Origin of the sequence: Paenibacillus allorhizoplanae (assembly GCF_927798215.1) — a bacterium.
In the GTDB taxonomy this organism is placed as follows: domain Bacteria; phylum Bacillota; class Bacilli; order Paenibacillales; family NBRC-103111; genus Paenibacillus_E; species Paenibacillus_E allorhizoplanae.
In genome coordinates, this window is sequence record NZ_CAKMMW010000025.1 from 111,080 (window position 1) to 129,898 (window position 18,819).

Annotated in this window: 12 protein-coding genes; 11 read left to right on the top strand and 1 reads right to left on the bottom strand. The window is 47.5% G+C overall.

All coding sequences use genetic code 11. The features are described from left to right. The first annotated feature begins 109 nt into the window (after positions 1–109). The 8 genes from L6I86_RS29205 to L6I86_RS29240 all read left to right on the top strand — a co-directional run bounded on the left by L6I86_RS29205 (position 110) and on the right by L6I86_RS29240 (position 14,579). Positions 110–1,933: a cache domain-containing sensor histidine kinase gene (locus tag L6I86_RS29205; protein WP_236291965.1), complete on the top strand. Its 1,824-nt coding sequence runs from the start codon at positions 110–112 to the stop codon at positions 1,931–1,933. Further along, entirely contained in the window at positions 1,917–3,539 is a 1,623-nt protein-coding gene (locus L6I86_RS29210; RefSeq protein WP_236291966.1) for a response regulator, read from the top strand. The genes L6I86_RS29205 and L6I86_RS29210 overlap by 17 nt, the downstream gene beginning before the upstream one ends. A gap of 140 nt (positions 3,540–3,679) precedes the next feature. Next, entirely contained in the window at positions 3,680–5,074 is a 1,395-nt protein-coding gene (locus L6I86_RS29215; RefSeq protein ID WP_236291967.1) for an ABC transporter substrate-binding protein, read from the top strand. Positions 5,075–5,170: 96 nt separating this feature from the next. After that, positions 5,171–6,067, top strand: a complete 897-nt coding sequence (locus tag L6I86_RS29220) for a carbohydrate ABC transporter permease (protein WP_236291968.1) — start codon at positions 5,171–5,173, stop codon at positions 6,065–6,067. A gap of 18 nt (positions 6,068–6,085) precedes the next feature. Next, complete coding sequence (locus L6I86_RS29225; RefSeq protein ID WP_236291969.1) at positions 6,086–6,976, top strand: carbohydrate ABC transporter permease; 891 nt, start codon at positions 6,086–6,088, stop codon at positions 6,974–6,976. A 14-nt stretch (positions 6,977–6,990) separates the two neighbouring features. Then, the gene (locus L6I86_RS29230) at positions 6,991–9,087 is read left to right on the top strand and encodes a heparinase II/III domain-containing protein (RefSeq protein ID WP_236291970.1); all 2,097 of its coding nucleotides are present in this window, start codon (positions 6,991–6,993) and stop codon (positions 9,085–9,087) included. Between the two features lie 16 nt (positions 9,088–9,103). Beyond that, the gene (locus L6I86_RS29235) at positions 9,104–11,509 is read left to right on the top strand and encodes a hypothetical protein (protein WP_236291971.1); all 2,406 of its coding nucleotides are present in this window, start codon (positions 9,104–9,106) and stop codon (positions 11,507–11,509) included. 160 nt (positions 11,510–11,669) lie between these two features. Next, complete coding sequence (locus L6I86_RS29240) at positions 11,670–14,579, top strand: discoidin domain-containing protein (protein WP_236291979.1); 2,910 nt, start codon at positions 11,670–11,672, stop codon at positions 14,577–14,579. A 41-nt stretch (positions 14,580–14,620) separates the two neighbouring features. Here the strand turns inward: L6I86_RS29240 and L6I86_RS29245 are convergent, their stop codons facing one another. Next, positions 14,621–15,478 (bottom strand): AraC family transcriptional regulator, encoded by an 858-nt coding sequence (locus L6I86_RS29245; protein ID WP_236291972.1) that lies wholly within the window; start codon positions 15,476–15,478, stop codon positions 14,621–14,623. A gap of 424 nt (positions 15,479–15,902) precedes the next feature. Here L6I86_RS29245 and L6I86_RS29250 point away from each other — a divergent pair, with 424 nt between their 5' ends. From L6I86_RS29250 to L6I86_RS29260, 3 genes are read left to right on the top strand one after another with little or no spacing between them, the layout of a single operon-like run. Further along, the gene (locus L6I86_RS29250) at positions 15,903–16,886 is read left to right on the top strand and encodes an aldo/keto reductase (protein ID WP_236291973.1); all 984 of its coding nucleotides are present in this window, start codon (positions 15,903–15,905) and stop codon (positions 16,884–16,886) included. A gap of 42 nt (positions 16,887–16,928) precedes the next feature. After that, positions 16,929–17,660, top strand: a complete 732-nt coding sequence (locus L6I86_RS29255) for an SDR family oxidoreductase (protein ID WP_236291974.1) — start codon at positions 16,929–16,931, stop codon at positions 17,658–17,660. Positions 17,661–17,697: 37 nt separating this feature from the next. After that, on the top strand, positions 17,698–18,339 hold the full coding sequence (locus L6I86_RS29260) for a ThuA domain-containing protein (protein ID WP_236291975.1): 642 nt from the start codon (positions 17,698–17,700) through the stop codon (positions 18,337–18,339). The last annotated feature ends 480 nt before the right edge of the window (positions 18,340–18,819 follow it).

The window sequence follows — 18,819 nt, forward strand, 5'->3', positions numbered from 1 at the left end:
TAGCTGCCCTCGATCTTGAATTTCCCCCATGCCTTCGGAAAGTGACCTATACTATAATATAGTAGATAAAGACTATCCTCTCACATACAGGAAGGTGCAAACGTCGCCTATGAATAAGCTTGCTATCTGGTCGTGGCTGTCACGCCTGTTCCATTCCTTTTCACTCAAACAACGCATCTGGTTTACTTTTGTTATCTTCATTACAGTAGGTCTTGTAGCTACAGGCAGCATTGCCTATCTGATCGCTTCGAAGGAAATTCAGCGCAACGCTATGCAGTCGAGCCAAGATACCGTGAATCAATCCGCGCAAATTGTGAATGAAAGACTGAAAAATATCGGTACCGCGGTGCGGGCCTTAATGTTCAGTGACGCCTTCAAGCAGCTGATGAAGGATGTTCAGAATAAGGATAACTCAAGCTACTATAAGTCATTAACGGCTTTACAGTATGTTTTCAACCAGGTGAAATTCAATGATTCTATGATCGATAGTATATTGATCGCCACGCCAATTGGGGATTTCTATCCCACCTCCAGTGCGCGAAATATTTCGAATTCCTTTTTTGAATCCGATATGTTTCATCAATTCCAGCTTTTAAAACGCGGCTTTTGGAGCACGGGACATGTGGATCCTTTTTTTACGGGGAAACAGCGGGTTCTATCGCTTGTCGCAGAAGGTGTAAGTGAAGATTCGTATTTGCAAAATGAGTCAACGAATGTGTATGTGGTCATCAATGTGAAGGAAGATGATTTACGTGATCTCTTCATGGACAATTTGTCGGACCCGAATAAGCACTACTACTTCGTGGATTCGCAAGGGGCAGATATTAATTATTCCGAGCGTATTCAGGATAATGTGTTTATTCAACGTCCTGATTTTGTTAAGCAACTTACCAATGATAGTAAAGGATCGTTTTTTTTCGAGGATAAGGATCGGAATAACTATCTCGTTAATTATGCGCGGCTGGATATCAAGGAAGATTGGATGATTGTGGGCGTCCAGGCCAAAGATAAATTGTTGGCCAAATTGAATGGGATTAAGCAAGCCACGATGCTGGTCACGATTGGATTTGTTCTCGTGTCGTTGTTGATTACGAACAATTTGACGCTCTTACTGCTCAAGCCGTTGTATAGACTCCAAAAACTCATGAAACGAGTAGAGGAGAATGATTTGGAAGTGCGTTTTGAAAGTGCGTATAAGGATGAAGTTTCCCAGGTTGGGTTCCGTTTCAACCGGATGTTGGACGAGATTAAGCAGCTCATCGCGGATGTCACCAATCGAGAACGTGATAAACGGAAAGCGGAGATTAAAGCTTTGACAGCGCAAATGGACCCGCATTTTTTCTATAACACGCTCAATACGATTTATTGTAAATCGGTACTTGGTGAAAACGAGGATGTCAATGAAATGATTCTGGCCTTATCCAATATGTTTCAATTGAGCCTAAGTGGAGGACGTGATTTGATTCCACTCGCAGATGAGCTCGATCATGTTCGTCAATATTTGGCTATTCAACAAAGGTCGTATGAGAATTTATTCGTCTGCCGGATGGAAGTCGAGCCTGAGCTAAATGCCTGCCTCGTTCCCAAAATCATTATTCAGCCGCTGATTGAAAATAGTATTTTGCACGGTTTTAAGGATATGAAATCGGGCGGTGAAATCCAACTGACAGCTCGAACAGATGGCGAATGGCTCCATATCACGGTGGAAGACAATGGGCTAGGGCTGATACCGGAGAAACTGTTACAAAGCATGATGCATCCAACTACCTCGAAGCATGGCTATGCCCTGCGAAATATCTATACCCGACTAGAGTTGTATTACGGGACAGAGCAACGGATGGAGATTACGACAAATGAATGGGGCGGTGCCCGCATTGAACTGTGGCTGCCACGATATGAGACGGAGGAGGATTTCCATGGACCGACTAATTAAGCTATGTGTGGTAGATGACATTCGAAGTGTTGTTGATATGATTACGAAGAAAATTCCTTGGCATGAGCACGGCATCGAAATTGTGGGCAGCGCAACCGATGGGGAGGAAGGATTTGCCGTTATTCGAGAAACGAAACCCGATCTTATTCTAACTGACATTCGCATGCCCAAGATGGATGGTTTAGAAATGACTCGCAACATTATGGAAATTCTTCCAACGAGTAAAGTTGTCATTTTGAGTGCTTATACCGATTTCGATTATGCGCAAAAAGCCATTCAATATGGCGCCTTAGATTATGTGAAGAAGCCATTTTCTATCGATCAAATTGTGAAAGCAGTCGTCAAAGCCAAGGAAGTCTGGGAGCAAGAGAACCGTAGCCGCACCCAGCTGATTGGACTCCAACAGAAGATTAAAGAAAGCATGCCCGCGCTTAGGCAGGAATATTTATCCCTACTCGTCTACCATCAAACAAACGACGCCGAATTAGCGCGATTATCGGACTTTCTAGACATTAATGAATTGCGAGCGCCCTTTGCAGTGATGACGATTCAGATTGATCAGTTTACGGACAAATATGGCGAAGTTCCTGTAAAGGAGCTCGAGCTAGTCCGTTTTTCTTTGCAAAATATCGTTGAAGAAACGATAGCCTTTTACGGGGCAGCCGTCGTGTTTCGAGAGGGGTTCAATCGCTATATTTGTATTCTCAATGTCGCAGATCAAGAGTCACCTATAGCGGTCGCAGACCAATGCTGTGCGAACATTGCCAGGCATACCAAATTTACGATTTCCATCGGCATCGGACAATGCGTAGAGACTGTGCAAGAGCTGCCTAAGAGCTATCAGCAGTCGCTTAGTGCCTTATCGTATCATTTTTACACGGGAGGCAATGGTGCGTTCAGTTACAACACGGATGCAGCCGCTCAGCCTGTAGAGTGGATTTATACAGAGGATAGCGAGAATGAGTTTCTGTTCGCTTTCCGCTCAGGTAATCGGGATGCTTGTGTGGAGTGGGCGAATACGATTTTTAATGAGATGGGGAAAGTGTCTATACTACCGGAACCGGGTGTCGTAGAGCGCTTGCTGCAAGGTCTTGTTCTGCGCATGCTGCGAGTGCTGATGGAGAAATTCCCACGCCCAAGCCTGGCAGAATTTGAATCAAAGAATCAAGTCATTCGAACTAGTGGAGCCGATATGCAGGAGTATCGCACGTGGTTCATTGAGCTGTGTGAGATCGGGTGTCGGATGATCCATCAGGAGCGGGCCAGTGAGTCTCAGAAGATCATTATTCGTTCAGCTGAGTATATCAAAGCGAATTTAGATGTGGAGTTGACGTTGGAGCACTGTGCGAAGCAAGTGAACTTAAGCTGGGGGTACTATTCGAATTTGTTCAAAAAAGTAACCGGGTCTACCTTCCAACAGTTCGTTACCCATGCCAAAATGGATCGAGCGAAGTCGATGCTAATTGAAGATTTTCAAGTACAGGAAATTGCACAGCAGCTCGGCTACGAGCATCGGCGTTATTTCAGTGAGGTGTTTAAAAAGCAGACCGGTCTTACACCGACGGAATTCAAAGAAATGTCGCTGGGCAAGTCCTCCAAACTGTGAGGGCTTGCCTGTTTTTTAAGTCATAGGAAGTGCATCATATAGAAATATCTGCCCTCATTCAAGAGTTGACCACATTATCAGGACATGGATTTTCTTTTACTATTAGAAATGTAAACAACAGATTCAAGGGAGGCTTACACATGATTAGAAAATTAGGGACGGTCACATTAACAGTAGCACTCGCAGGCAGTTTAGCAGCTTGTAGCTCTACCAAAACGGATACAGCAGCAAGTCCTGCAGCGTCCGCGAAAGCATCTACTGCACCGGCTAGTGCAGCTCCTGCAAAAGCAAAGACTAAGCTCTCATATTGGACGGGTGACCGTCATGATATGGATTATATCAAGAGTGTTGTACAGAAATTTAACGAAACGAATGGCGAGAATATTGAAGTTGAAATGGTTGTAAAGACAGAAGACTTCAACCAAGCCATTGACCTAGCCTTTGCTTCCGGCCAGGCGCCTGATGTTATCCGTGTTAAGGAAAATACGATTCAACCTTTTGCAGCGAAAGGTTACCTCAAACCAATCGATTCCTACCTAACAGATGCGATTAAAAAGAAATTCCCGGTTATTGATGATTTCAACCGCATCGGCGGCAAAATGTACAGCCTTCCGAACTATGGCTCGACACTGCGCCTTGTTTACAATAAAGAGCTTTTTGCCAAAGCTGGCATTGCAGCACCTCCGAAGACATTGAAAGAAATGGTTGAAGATGCGAAGAAAATTACAGCCGTAGGTAAAGCCAATGGTTCTTATGGATTTGCTCAAAACTTCAAGAGCCCTGAGAGTGCACTAGGCCGTTCGGCACGGGTTATCGCAGAAGCAAGCGGCTACGGCGGGCTTGGCTTTGATTTCAAAACAGCGAAGTTCGACTTTACTAGCTATAAAGAAATCCTTCAATCGTTCAAGCAAATGGTAGACGACGGCAGCACATTGCCAGGTATGGAGTCCTTGGATATTGATCCGCTGCGTGCACAATTCGCAGAAGGCAAAATCGGGATGTACATCTCCTTCTCCTCAGAGCCAGGCGTGTACGCGAATCAGTTCCCAGCGAAGATCGAATGGGCAGCAGCACCTGTTCCAACAATTGACGGTACGATCAAAGGGGCAACATCCTTCTTAGGCGGACAATGGTTAGCCATCAGTAACACAACTAAAAATGCCGATCAAGCTTGGAAATTCATGAATTTCATGTATCAGGATGAAGTGTTGAAAACGTATCATGAAAAAGGCTTTGGCTTATCCATGGTGCCATCCGTATCTTCTGTAGCGAAAAAACCTGAGATCAAAGGAATTGATGGGTTCTTGCCAATTGGAAATGACGGCACATGGCCGCTTCAACCAACCGTTACTGTGGAAGGTATGAAATTCAATGACGCTTTCTTCAAATATATGATCAGTGGCGGCAATTTGGATCAAATTATCCAAGATTTGAACAAACGCTATAATGATGCATTAGATAAAGCAGTGACAAAGGGTGACGTTAAAGTAACGCCGAACCCAAGCTTCGATCCAATGAAATTAATGATGAAATAAGAGCTAATTGAAGAGGTTCAAAGCGAGAGTGGGGCTGAAACTCCACTCTCGCGCTCTTCTTAGCTTCACTTTTTGGGGATTTTAGGAGGGAATGGGATGAACAGGACACGCCAGATCGGTTTTTCATACTTATTTTTATTTCCAAGCTTTCTACTGACCATGGTGCTGGGCGTCTATCCGATTGCTTGGGCGATTCGATACATGTTTTATGAGTACAAAGGCTATGCAGCTCCAACATTTATTGGATTCGATAACTTCAGTCGACTCTTCCGAGATACGGAGTACTGGCATTCTGTCGTAAATACATTCGTCTATGCAGGTGGCAAGCTCATCATAACCCTTCCGTTATGCTTAGTACTTGCCGTTATTTTAAATTCCAAGCTGCGTGGACGCAACTGGTTAAGAGCGATCTATTTCATGCCTACAATTATTAGTTCAGCGGTTATGGCAGTCGTATTTTTTATCATCTTTAACTCGTACAACGGTATTCTTAATCAGTATTTATTAAAGTTTCATATCATCTCTGAAAGAATCGATTGGCTCGGACCCAAGCATGCGATGCTGACCACGATCATCATTGCGGTATGGGGAGCGGTAGGGAACTACATGCTGTTATTTCTAGCTGGTCTTCAAAATATCCCGAATGATGTGTACGAAAGCTCCTCCTTGGACGGTGCGAATAAATGGCAGCAGTTCTGGTATTTAACGATTCCGATGCTAGGTCCCGTGCTGCAGATCGTGATCATGCTCGCGATCATCAATTCTCTCAAAGGGTATGAGAGCATTATGGTTCTAACCGAAGGCGGGCCGGTAGGGAAGACGGAAGTCATGTATCTGTATGTCTACAAGCTCTTTTTCCCAACACCATCAGGATCTTTTACTGATCAACAGTTTGGCTATGGAAGCGCTGTTGGTTTCATGACGGCTGTCATTGTCGGCATCATCACGCTTGTTTATCACTTGATGTCGAAGCGCCTAAACAAACTTCAATAGGGAGGAGACCCTGAAATCATGGAAGTGACAGAAGTGATACCTGCTGTTCATACAAAGAAACAAACCCAGTCATTCTCGGTGGGGAGATTGGGTGGAAGAGCGCTGCTTTGGTTGTTTTTGCTGATAACCGCTTTGCTCATCGTATTCCCAGTTGTTGTGACTTTTTTAGGCTCCTTTATGTCTAACTTGGAGATTACCAAGGGGGGCAAAATATTCCCGTCTTCCTGGCATTTTGAAAATTATAAGGAAGCCTGGGTACAGGCCAACTTTGCGAGATTTACTTGGAATAGCTTGTTCCTGAGTGGAGCAACGACAATCGGCGTACTAACCGTAGCCTCCATGGCCGCTTATGTGGTTGACCGTATCAAATTCCCGGGAAAAGCGATCTATGTGGCGATTCAAGCATCTACGATGTTTATCTCCATTGGCGCAGTCGTGATTAGACCGCAGTTCGAGCTGATGGTGAAGCTGCACTTGAATACAAGTTTATGGGGCGTTGTCCTCATTCTGGTTAGTGGTCATGCGTATATCTTCTTTATTCTGTTAAGCTTTCTGCAGGGGATTTCCCGGGAACTAGACGAAGCCGCGCGAATTGACGGCTGCTCCAACGCAGGCATTTTCTGGCGAATTATTCTGCCTCTCATGCGACCAGGACTTGGGGTTGGTGCCTTGTTTACCTTTTGCGGGGCGTGGAATGAGTACCTGCGACCGCTCGTATTTACGATGACGAATCCGAAGCTTCAAACTTTAACAGTCGGGTTATCCTACCTGCGGTATGGCTCCTCAGCAGCCGTTCAAACGCACTATATGCTCGCGGGAGCGTGCTTATCGATTCTTCCGTTGTTGCTGGTTTATATGATTGCGAATCGTTCATTTATGCAAATGACGGCGGGTTCATTGAAAGGCTAGGAGGACTTCTGACCATGGACATTAAGCGTTTAGAGAGACTGCGTGGAAACGCGGTCAACACAGAGTTTCAATCAGCAATGGCGCTGTTACGACGGGATGCGGAAGAAGCGGCGAAGATCACCTTCGCCATTCGCTCCCATGAGCAAGGTGAATGGATGCATTATTATTATTGTGATGAAGATGGGGCTAGGCTCACTTTCGAGTGGCTTAAGCCTCATCTTCATCGCTGTCCTACCTGTGGGAAAGAGCGGCAACATGCACGGCTCGATGGGGGGTGGACGTCATTGGCACATAGTCAGATCGGTCGCGCTGTCTATCACATCGCTCTGTTATATGCGATTGAACCGAACGCTGAGCGATTACAATTCGTTAAATCCTATCTGATGGCGTATGCCGACCACTATGAAACGTATGCCATCCATGGGAATATTCCGTATAATGGGCCTGGGAAATTATTTGCCCAAACCTTAGATGAAGCCCATTGGATCACGGATTTAGCCCTTGGCTTTGACATGATTAAGGAGCATCTGACACGAGAGGAAATCACACAGATACGCCGTGGTTTACTTGAGCCATGTGCACGTTTCCTCATTGCACATAAGGAAGAACAGATTCATAATCATTCGGTGCTGATTACGTCTGCAATTGCGGCGCTGGGACTTTTACTTAATGATAAAGAGATTTTGGATGCTGGCCTAGAAGGAGAATATGGCTTGCGCGATCAGCTCGTGCGAGGGATATTTGAAGATGGCCAATGGTATGAGGGGAATGTACAGTATCACTTCTATGCGTTTCAATCCTTGCTGCACTACGCGTTGATTGCCGAAGGAACAGAGAGGGACGTTTGGCAAATGAACGCGCTAAAAGCGATGTTCGACTTTCCTTTGCACGTGGTTTTGCCAAATGGCGTAATGCCGACGCTCAATGATGCAGGGCTTGGCCATCATATCGGCACGTATGCACCGTATTATGAAATTGCTTACGGTATTTATGGGGAAGCCAGATATCGTTCGCTGTTGCAGGCTGCCTATGGCATGGATGAAGCTGGTTTGAGTATGCAAAGCGTGAACTTATCTAAGAGAGATTCGGTCTATGCGTTGATGTTCGGCGGAGATTTGGCAGGCCAGCCTGCGGAGGCTCCGGACTCCCTTGGGGAGGAAGTACGGCGGACACGATCCTTGCCAGTGAGCGGGTTGACCAAAATAGTTAATCAAAACGGCTGGCATGTGATCGTGAAGCACAGCCGGTTCGGCGGCGAGCATGATCATATGGACCGACTTGGCTTGTCTATTATGCACGGCGATATTCCGTTACTCGTCGATCCAGGCACCACGGCATACGGGATTCCAGTTCATTATGGGTGGTTTAAGCATACGTATTCGCATAATACCGTAAGTATTGACGGGGCAGACCAGCCGCCACGGGATGGGCGATTGATTCAAATGCACGAAGAACCTTGGGGTGTTTGGCTGGAAACGGCAGTGGATTGGCTCTCAGAGGACTATGTGATGAAGGATCGTATTATTTTGCCTGCTGAACTTCATCCATGGGATGTAGACGCCTACCAACGCGTTAAAATTCGGAGACTGAATGTACTCGTTGAAAACCATCTGTTGGACATTGTACAGGTAACTGTTCCAGCTACACGCGAGGTTCATTTTAACAATCACATAAGTGGTGAGCTTGTCAGTGATGAGGCAGTTTGGTCGCCTACGGATGATAAGCTAAGTCGACTGGACCAGCAATGGCTCAAAGATAAGAAGAGGCTCGTACAGGGTGCGCCAGCATTCGCTTATGAGATGCGCAAAGGGAATTTGGAACAGCACTTGTGGTGCTCACTGCATGCGGACCTATACTGCGCTTTAACACCAGATAATCCGCCGAGCGGGCAGCGGACGTCTTTGATAGCCGTTGCATCTGTGGAGCAGAGCGTGATCTATGTTCAGACACTCCACTTTGGTGCGAAACAACAAGAAGCACGCCAAGGTAAGCTTGAGGTGACCATGCTATCTTCGAACACGCTTCAAGTGCTATGGAACAAGGAAAGTGATCAACATACCTATGTTGTGAAGCTAGGCAGTGAGAAGGCGGAGCTTAATAAGCTTAGCTAGGGAAAGGTGAGTTAAGATGAGAAATCGATTGTCATTCCTCAGTTTATGGTCAATTAACGATGCGTTGAATCTGGAACAGTTGAAAGCGGGACTTGATGAACTTCGGTTAGCGGGACTAGAAGGTGTCATTTTTCATCCCCGGTTCTATCCCAATGAACCTGTTTACATGAGCGAAGAATATCTCCATATCCTATCGAACTTGATCCTGTACGCCAAATCCACGGGGATGATCTTCTGGATCTATGATGAGAACGGCTGGCCTTCAGGAACAGCAAGTGGTGAGGTTATCAAAAGGCTGCCAGACTCTTCATGCAAATACGTCAACTGGATCTCCGACGAGGAGGGAGGACGGCTCGTTTTCGGGGAGAAAGCGGCTGTTTCTTCGTTGGATGCAGCAGCTACGCAAACGTTTATCGCGATCATTCATGAGGGCTACCGCAAGGGTTTGCTTCCGGAAGCCTTTGAATATGTGACAGGCTTTTTCTCAGATGAAGTCGCCTTCTTAGATGGACATGGTATTACTGTGAAAACGGGTGCGATACCTTGGGATGAGGGATTTGTAGAACTGTATGAAGGTAAATACCATGAAGCCTTGCTTCCCAATCTTCCCCTTCTGTTTACAACAGGCAAGGGCTATGAAACCTTTCGTGCGCGATATTGGGAAATGTTGACGGATGCGATCATTGCGAGCTTCTACAAACCGATCGCTGATTGGTGCGAAAAGCACGGTAAGAAATTCACCGCGCATTTGAAAGCGGAGGAAAGTCCATTTTTTCAGCTATCGTATAGCGGGTCTTGTTTTCAGGTTTTAAAATACGTAGAAACGCCGGCCATTGACGCTTTAGAACGCTTCCCCGGCAATAACTTTTACCCCCGTATTGCTCACTCGATCGCGATGCAGCAAGGCAGAGATGGGGCGCTGGTTGAAGCGATGGGAGGCAGCGGCTGGGGTGTGTCGCCGGAATCCTTCACCAATTATGTCATGTGGCTGGCAGGTCACGGTGTGGAACATATCGTGCTCCACTTGAACCAGCTGAAACTTACAACACAAGCTGTACAGGATTGGCCACCGTCTATGCCGAGCCATCTGACATGGAAGGACGCATTCCCTGCCTTGCTTGCCTCGATCAAGAAGCAGGCAGCCCAGCTCCCGGATTTGCGAGCGAATCCGGAGGTGCTGATCGTAACGCCAACCCGCGGTATCATGGCGCATTTCGATACAACCGATGCGATGCAAATGAACGAGCACGATGGCTCGAACATTCCTGCAAGCACGGCAGGGATTCTCAATGCCAAAATGCTGGCGCTCGTTGAGGCATGCCACGCGGCAGGACTTCATTATGAGTTAAGCGAGGAGCGGTTCATTGAGGAGTCTGGTCTCTTTATGGATGGTGCACTTCGGATTGGCATGCGGGACTATTCGCATGTGCTGATTGCAGACGGCTGCCGTTGGAAGGATCCTGCGATCGAAGATCGTCTTCGTTCTGCGGGAATTACACTGTGTCATTCGGAGGATTGGCGGGATGTATTGCCGATAAAAGCCTCAGCCGTAGTCTCTGCAGCTGTGACTTCAGATTTGAAACAGACACCATGGATGGCAGAATCACCGCAATGGAATCAAATCCTTGTGGAACTGCAACAGCAAAAGTCTGGTAAGCTGCTAGTTGAATTAAACCTAGAAGAATCCGAGTCCTTCGGTGGAATGACGCTATTACTTCTCGATGCTGTGAGTGAGGTTTGGGTGAATGGCCAGCCTATGGAGCTGTTACCGACGACTAGTGGGTTCGAAGGTGACATCTCTGTTGCTCAAATCGCCGGCAAATCGAAGCTGATGCTTGAGGTAAAGAGTTTGCCAGAGGGGGAAGCTTTCCCAATCGCGTTCCTGCGCGGTAATTTCGCCGTTAAGAGCAAAGCAGCGTTGATCGAGAAGGACGAGCATCAATGGATGTTGGAGGGGCCTCTCGAGCTGTCGCCGATCTCAGCGGTGATCAATAGTGCTAATTTGATTGAATCCGGTTTTCCGTATGCAAGTTCACCGATAGCAGTGAGGAAAACGGTATTTCTGGATGCCTCGGAACGCGGTGACATTCAGTTGACTGATCTATGGGCAGATGCTGCATTCGTCAAATTGGGTGGACAAGAGCTTGGTTGGTGTTGGGGACCTGATTGGTCCGTACCGCTTCCGCAATCGCTTCTGGAAGGATCTTATGAGCTTGAGGTGCTGTTATATCCAAGTACCTTCAACATGTACGGACCCCATCACCATTTGGACGGAGATCGTTATTTAACGAGTCCTGACCAGTACAAAGGGATTAAAAATTTTGCAGATCGTCCCGATGCTCCTGAACAAACGCGAGTGAGCTGCGCTCATTTCGTCAAATGGGGGATTTCAGGCGACGTTCAGTTACTGCACTGGAAATGAGTGTGTCTGAATACCCCTAAGTTCGCAAGAAAGCTGCCCTTGATATGGAAGTTCCCGCATTGTGGGAACGAGGGCAGTTTTTATAAGATAAGAAATGTAAGCGCTTTATTAACTCGCTGTGTCGAGAACAACCTGAAGGAGGGAATTTATTTTGCAAAAAATGAAGGTTTGGTTGATTAGTTTGTTTTCATTTATTTTTATCCTTGGGAGTTTAGGTGCTTTGCCTGTTCAGGTCCATGCAGCGACAATCTCGTCTTATGCGTTACCTTCGATCTACACCGCATCCACGGTGTATGGCCTCAAGGTAGATGCAACAACAATTCCCGTAGTTAGTTACACAGGTGATTACGATTATGCCCATTTCTCCATGTCGGGAGCAGCAACCATTGAGATTACGGCCATTGGGCAAGCGAGCATTACCTCTTACTCGATCAGTCCGAAGAAGCTCAATTTGTCGGGAACTACGAGTGGCAATAAGCTGACGTTTACAGTCAGTGGCGACGAATATTTGATTGTCAAAATCAACGGGCAACGCGCTTTGGTCATCGCCGCTGACCCAGCGGAGACGAACAAACCCGCCTCGTCGGGGACGGGGATTTATAATGTGAAATCCTCTCCATATAACGCGGATAGCACGGGTGCTGGCATGGCGACGACCGCCATTCAGAATGCCATTAATGACGCGGCCAACTACACAGGTGGGCAAGGAATTGTCTATGTGCCTGCGGGGATCTACAAGGCTGGAAATCTGCAGCTGAAAAGCGACGTTGCTTTATATTTAGAAGGCGGAGCTGTACTTCGTTTTACTGGGGTAGCGAGCGATTATACCGTGAATTGGCACAAGGATTCGCAGAATCGAGACGTCACTTGGTGGTTATACACACCGACCGGCGCAGACAATGTGAAGATATACGGTCGAGGTACCATCGACGGCAATGGCAAGTACGCGACAACGACGAACAATTTTGCCAGTAATATTATTGTGCCGATCGGGACTACCAATTTCACCTTCGATGGACCGTTGATTCGCGACTCCGGCTCGTGGGCTGTAACGCCAGCAAGGTCGAATGATCTTACGTTCAAAAATATGAAGATCTTTAACCGTTTTGATATGGGAGAGAATGACGGTATTGATGTGAATGAATCCCAAAATGTGCTCGTTCAGCATGGGATCGGCATTGGCCTGGATGATCCTTACACAACGAAATCGTGGGATCAAACGGTGGATATTAGTTTAAGCTGGCCTGGGAGCCCTGAGCCTGTCAGTAATGTCGTGTTCGATGACCTTATTTCCTGGACGGTTTGCTTTGGGTTTAAAGTAGGTCAAGGTATGAGACAAAATCAAAGTGACGTTACTTTCAAAAACAGTGTAGTTTACGACTCATCTGTCGGTATCGGAGTCGACCACAAATATGGGGTTGGAACACTGACGAATGTTACCTTTGATAATATCGATATTGAGCGAGTGACCAATACCAACGATAGCACGCGTACATGGGCCTACTTTATTATTCGAAATGCCGATGGCTTCGGTGGCGGTACGATTAATACATTGAATGTCAAAAATATTCTAGTCCGCGATGCAGGAACGACATTAGGGACATTGAAAGGCTACAGCAGCACGAAAGACATTAGCAATATTACATTTAATAACATTGTTATGCCAGGCAGTGCGACACCTGCGCAAAATTTAGCGCAATTGAACATCCTCAATCGAGCTTATCATACACCTGTGACTATCCTGCCAACGCAAATTGCAGAACCTGTGCAACGACCCAATTTAGCTTTGAATAAACCAGCTACAGCCTCATCTTCTGCTGCTGCGCCGAGTCTTTCTTTTGATGGAAACTTTGGTACGAGATGGGGTTCGAGCTATACAGATGCCGAGTGGATCTATGTGGATCTAGGCTCCCCGGTGTATGTGGATGCCGTAAAGCTTTACTGGGAAGCTGCATATGGCAAAAGTTATCAAATTCAAGTATCAAATGATGCAGTCAACTGGTCAAATGCATTTAGCACGACGACTGGAGATGGCGGTGTCGATGATATAAGCCTTACGCCTACTGTGGCTCGTTATGTGAAAATGAATGGCACCTTGCGAGGCTCCTCATACGGCTATTCCCTTTGGGAGTTTGAAGTGAACGGAACGGTAGGCAACTTAGCAATAGGAGCCAGTGTTTCGGCTTCTAGCTCTGTTGAGAATACGAATTTCTCCACTGTGAAAATCAATGATGGGCAGCGCAATACCATAACAGGTTCTATGGGATGGACCAGTAACAACAGCTTAACAACGAATCATACAGAGTCAGTGACGCTTGATATGGGGGCTAGTAAGACGATTTCGAAGGTCGATCTGTATCCACGAAATGACGCAGGCAATATCGGTCAGAACTTTCCGATCGATTTCACGATTAAGTCATCTACCGATAATGTGAATTGGTCGACGGTGGTTACACGTACGGGCTATGCGCAGCCGGGGAATGCTGTTCAGAGTTTTGCGTTTTCTGCGGTATCTGCAAGATATGTGAAAATCGAAGGGACGAATCTGCGACCGAACCCAAGCGATGCGAATCGGTATCGGATGGCCTTTGCTGAGGTGGAAATCTATGCGGCTAATTACGCAACTGGGGCCATCGTGTCAGCAAGCAGCTCATTGGAAAACAGCAATTACTCCACGAACAAAGTGAATGACGGCGGGCGCAATTCCGTTACGGGTTCAATGGGATGGACCAGCAACAACAGCTTAACTGCGAATCACACCGAATCCATGACACTGGATATGGGGGCTAATCGCAGCGTGACCAAGGTTGACCTGTATCCGCGTAATGATGCAGGAAATATCGGTCAGAATTTCCCGATTGATTTTACGATCCAAGCGTCTACAGATGGCGTGAATTGGTCGACGGTTGTGACGAGAACGGGCTATGCGCAGCCGGGGAATGCTGTTCAGAGTTTTACGGTTTCTGCGGTATCTGCAAGATATGTGAAAATCGAAGGGACGAATCTACGCCCGAATCCGAGTGATGCGAATCGGTACCGGATGGCCTTTGCTGAAGTAGAAGTGTACTGATATTAATGGAGATGACCACGTTAGCCTTTGGGCTGATGTGGTTATTTTTTTATTGATGGCTGGTTGGCAGTTGTAACGCCATCCCGATACTGGCTGGGTGAGATACCATACAACTTCTTGAACATCCGACTAAGATGCAGCTGATCCGTATACCCCACAGAGTATGCGATCTCCTTTATCGAAAGTGACGTACTTGTCAGCAGCTCACATGCTTTGCTCAGCCGGATCTCGCCTAAGTAGTGCTGAGGCGGTTTCCCGATGGCTGCTTTGAAGAGGCTCGTGATGTATTTACGGCTGAGCCCTAGTGTTTGTGCCATTTCCTCGATCGTAATCGTTCGGGCATAGTTGTTTTTCATAAAAGAGATCGCCTGCGCCACGTACAAGTCTTTCATGGTTTTCTGCTGAGAGGAGGGGGGCTCATGTTGAGAGGACTCCAGCAACAAGGCTAGAAAGGCATATAGCGCCGAAGTCAACTGTAACGGTTTGCTGTAAACCTGCTGGTTCGCATCAAACAGTTTGTTGAAGCACTGCCTGATTTCCAACTCCCGATTGCATGTAATGATGGGATTGTCTGGTGTAAAGCCAGCTTGCCGCAAATAATCTTGGACGATGCCACCGCCGAATGCGACCCAGGAAAAGTCCCATGGCTCCTTCTCGTCCGCTTGAAAAAAAGAAACGACATAGGGAGATATCAGAAAAACATGTCCCTGAGATAAGTGATACGTTTCATCGCCAACACGATAAATACCCTTGCCACTGTGAATATAGAAGATTTTATAGCTTTGCTTAATCGCAGGTCCCCAAGACTGACCCCCAACGCATTGTTCCGTGCCCGTGTAGTAGAATTGGATATCTTGTTGGGCTTCGATCGAGTACTGTGCAATTTTATGGTTGGCCATCAGTAGCTGCTCCCTATACATATTGAAAGAAAATATGTCTTTATGCTATATAGTGCTTCCATTTTATTATAGCAGTGACTTCCGATATGGACTAGAATGAACTCAATTCATATGAATTCATTACAAAGTGAGGCAAACCAACGTGGCGAATATCGAATAAAAAAGTAGGTCGTTCTATCGATGCTCACCGAACAAGCGCTTTAGGAGGGTACAGTCAAAAGATCTCAGAATCTCTCGAAGCAGATTGGTATGGAGCTGCAGATGCCGTCATTTTGCTATACAGCATTGGTGAACTACCGCCAGCAGGGAGCATGAAGGTATGGTGAAGACATTGCAGGATTCCAACGGCCGGAGGAGATTTTAAGCAGCGCCAATTGATCTAAAACTTGAAAGTTTAAATTGACCATAAGAGGAGAGCATGCAAATGAAATACAATTATTTAGGCAGGTCTGGGCTGCGTGTAAGTAAGCTTTGTTTGGGTACGATGAATTTTGGTGTCGATACGGAACAGGCCGAAGCGTTCCGCATTATGGATGCTGCATTGGATGCGGGCATTCAGTTCTTTGATACCGCTGATATTTACGGTTGGGGAGCAAACTCTGGCGCCACGGAGACGATTATCGGCAACTGGTTCGCGCAAGGCGATAACCGCCGGGAACGAGTTGTATTGGCAACCAAAGTATATGAAAAACTTCACAAGCCACTATACGGACCCAACGATGAGAGTGGCTTGTCCTTATATAAAATCCGCCGCCATTTCGAAGATTCGCTTCGCCGTCTGCGAACGGATCATGTGGAGCTTTACCAAATGCATCACATTGACCGCCGTACGCCGTGGGAGGAGATTTGGGGTGCTTTTGAGGGATTGGTCAATCAGGGTAAAATCGATTATATCGGCTCTAGCAATTTTGCGGGCTGGCACTTGATGAAGGCGCAGGCAGCAGCCAAAGAGCGACATTTTCTGGGGCTTGTGAGCGAGCAGCATAAATATCATTTGCTGAACCGCCTCCCAGAGCTGGAAGTGTTGCCAGCCGCTCAGGATTTGGGATTAGGCGTCGTCGTGTGGAGCCCGCTAGCGGGTGGACTGCTTGGCGGCAATGCGCTTTCAGCTGACAAAGGTACACGAAGAAGCAGACAAAGTGAGGCGCTCGTAGCTAAGCATCGCAATCAGCTGGAAGATTTCGCGAGTTTGTGCGGCGATCTAGGTGAAAAACCCGCGCATGTGGCGTTAGCTTGGCTGCTCGCCAACCCGACCGTGACAGCGCCAATTATCGGGCCGCGTACGGTGGAGCAGCTGCTGGACACGCTCCGAGCGGTAGAAATTAAGTTGGATGAAGCGACACTGAAGGAGCTGGATCGGATTTTCCCAGGGCCAGGCGGAGCAGCTCCCGAGGCTTATGCTTGGTAAGGTGTCCTCTGATGTATACAATAAATGAAAGGAGCTGCTCCTATGAAGAACAATCGATGGGCTCTGGTTACCGGAGCGGACCGAGGGCTTGGCCTCGCCTTGATCAAAGGACTGTTGGCACGAGGTTATGATGTATGGGCAGGGCAGTATGCGGAGGAATGTCAGGCATTGCAAGAGTTGAAGGCAGCCTATGGTAAGCGGGTGCGTCCTATTCATCTGGACATCAGCGATGCGAAGAGCGTAGCGGAAGCACTGCTTACGGTGGCTGCTGAAACGGAGCAGCTTGATCTGCTCATTAATAATGGAGCCATCCTGGGGGACATTTCCACCACGATTCAGGATGAGTTGGATTTTGAAGACATCGAGCAAGTGTTCCGCGTGAATACACTCGGCGCATTGCGTATGACGAATGGACTGATGGATCTACTTTTAAAAAGCACCGACAAAATCATTGTGAACATCTCGTCCGAAGCAGGCAGCATAGGGGCTTGTAAGCGGACAGCTTGGTATGCTTACTGCATGTCCAAGGCTGCACTCAACATGCAATCGCAGCTCGTTCATAACCAAATTTCTCCGCTAGGCGGCAAAGTGCTGGTTGTGCATCCCGGGCATGTACAGTCCTACATGAAGGGCGAGCTTGATGAGACTGCCAAGCTGTCGCCAGAGCAATCCTCTCAGCACATTCTCGGCCTCCTTGAGCAGCGGCTTGGACCTGATTGGCCGGATCAGGCGCTGGCACTGACCGACTACCAAGGCGGACAATGGCCGTGGTAAGCTATGGTGACATGAAGTAAAAAGGAGATGGATTCGTATGGCAAGTATACCTACCTTGCTTCTTGGCAATAACGACGATGCGCCGTACCATACGTTGCGGGCGGTGCAGGAGCTAATTATCGATAATCTTGGGGCGTCTTTTCAAGTGACAGCGGCAGAAGGGACCACCCACCTGAAAGTGGACTTCCTCCAGCCCTATCCATTAGTCGTTTCGTACTTAGATATTTGGAACAAAGTACCTGCGGCGGAGGAAACAGCAGGTCTCCTCCAATATGTTGCTGGCGGAGGTGGACTGCTCGTCATCCACAACGGCATCTCGATCCAGGGCAGCCCAGAGCTTAGCCAGTTAATTGGAGCTCGATTCACGGGGCACCCGGCGTACACGACACTCCCTTTCACGAAGACGGAGAGCACCCATCCGTTAACGAACGGACTCGAGCCGTTCGAGATGGACGAAGAACCGTACCGCTTCGAACTAGACCCGTTCGCGCCAATCGAGCTCCTTCTGACGTATACGCATGAAGGCAAAGAATGGCCTGCAGCATGGACACGCACATATGGGTTGGGCAGAGTCGTTTACCTGATGCCAGGCCATCATTCGCCATCTTTTCAATCGGAGGCTTATGGGAAGTGGATTCGTTCCGCGGGCCTTTGGGCAGCAGGCGTGCCACTAACCTAAGATGACATTCGGCTCCATCTAGTTGATAGAAACCAGTGCCTATATAGGCTCTGGTTTTTTTGAGCGTTCCTTACATCAACCCGAACCCGAACCCAGACCCGAACCCGCACCCGAACCCAAACCCGCACCCACACCTGAACCTGAACCTGAACCTGAACCCGCACCCGAACCTACCCCCACAAGCCCAACTGCAAACCCGCCCCCCAGCTAACGGACACAGGAGACGCTATCTGTGAGTAATCGAGGTTTGAAATTTCTAACGGACACAGGAGACGCTATCTGTGAGTAATCTAGGTTTGAAATTTCTAACGGACACAAGAGACGCTATCAGTGAGTAATCGAGGTTTGAAATTTCTAACGGACACAGGAGACGCTATCTGTGAGTAATCGAGGTTAGAAATTTCTAACGGACACAGGAGACGCTATCTGTGAGTAATCGAGGTTTGAAATTTCTAACGGACACAGGAGACGCTATCTGTG

Coding starts and splice junctions, on each gene's coding strand:
- L6I86_RS29250 (WP_236291973.1), top strand. CDS start 15,903: ATGAAATACAATTATTTAGGCAGGTCTGGGCTGCGTGTAAGTAAGCTT.
- L6I86_RS29225 (WP_236291969.1), top strand. CDS start 6,086: ATGGAAGTGACAGAAGTGATACCTGCTGTTCATACAAAGAAACAAACC.
- L6I86_RS29240 (WP_236291979.1), top strand. CDS start 11,670: ATGAAGGTTTGGTTGATTAGTTTGTTTTCATTTATTTTTATCCTTGGG.
- L6I86_RS29230 (WP_236291970.1), top strand. CDS start 6,991: ATGGACATTAAGCGTTTAGAGAGACTGCGTGGAAACGCGGTCAACACA.
- L6I86_RS29255 (WP_236291974.1), top strand. CDS start 16,929: ATGAAGAACAATCGATGGGCTCTGGTTACCGGAGCGGACCGAGGGCTT.
- L6I86_RS29245 (WP_236291972.1), bottom strand. CDS start 15,478: ATGGCCAACCATAAAATTGCACAGTACTCGATCGAAGCCCAACAAGAT.
- L6I86_RS29215 (WP_236291967.1), top strand. CDS start 3,680: ATGATTAGAAAATTAGGGACGGTCACATTAACAGTAGCACTCGCAGGC.
- L6I86_RS29220 (WP_236291968.1), top strand. CDS start 5,171: ATGAACAGGACACGCCAGATCGGTTTTTCATACTTATTTTTATTTCCA.
- L6I86_RS29235 (WP_236291971.1), top strand. CDS start 9,104: ATGAGAAATCGATTGTCATTCCTCAGTTTATGGTCAATTAACGATGCG.
- L6I86_RS29260 (WP_236291975.1), top strand. CDS start 17,698: ATGGCAAGTATACCTACCTTGCTTCTTGGCAATAACGACGATGCGCCG.
- L6I86_RS29210 (WP_236291966.1), top strand. CDS start 1,917: ATGGACCGACTAATTAAGCTATGTGTGGTAGATGACATTCGAAGTGTT.
- L6I86_RS29205 (WP_236291965.1), top strand. CDS start 110: ATGAATAAGCTTGCTATCTGGTCGTGGCTGTCACGCCTGTTCCATTCC.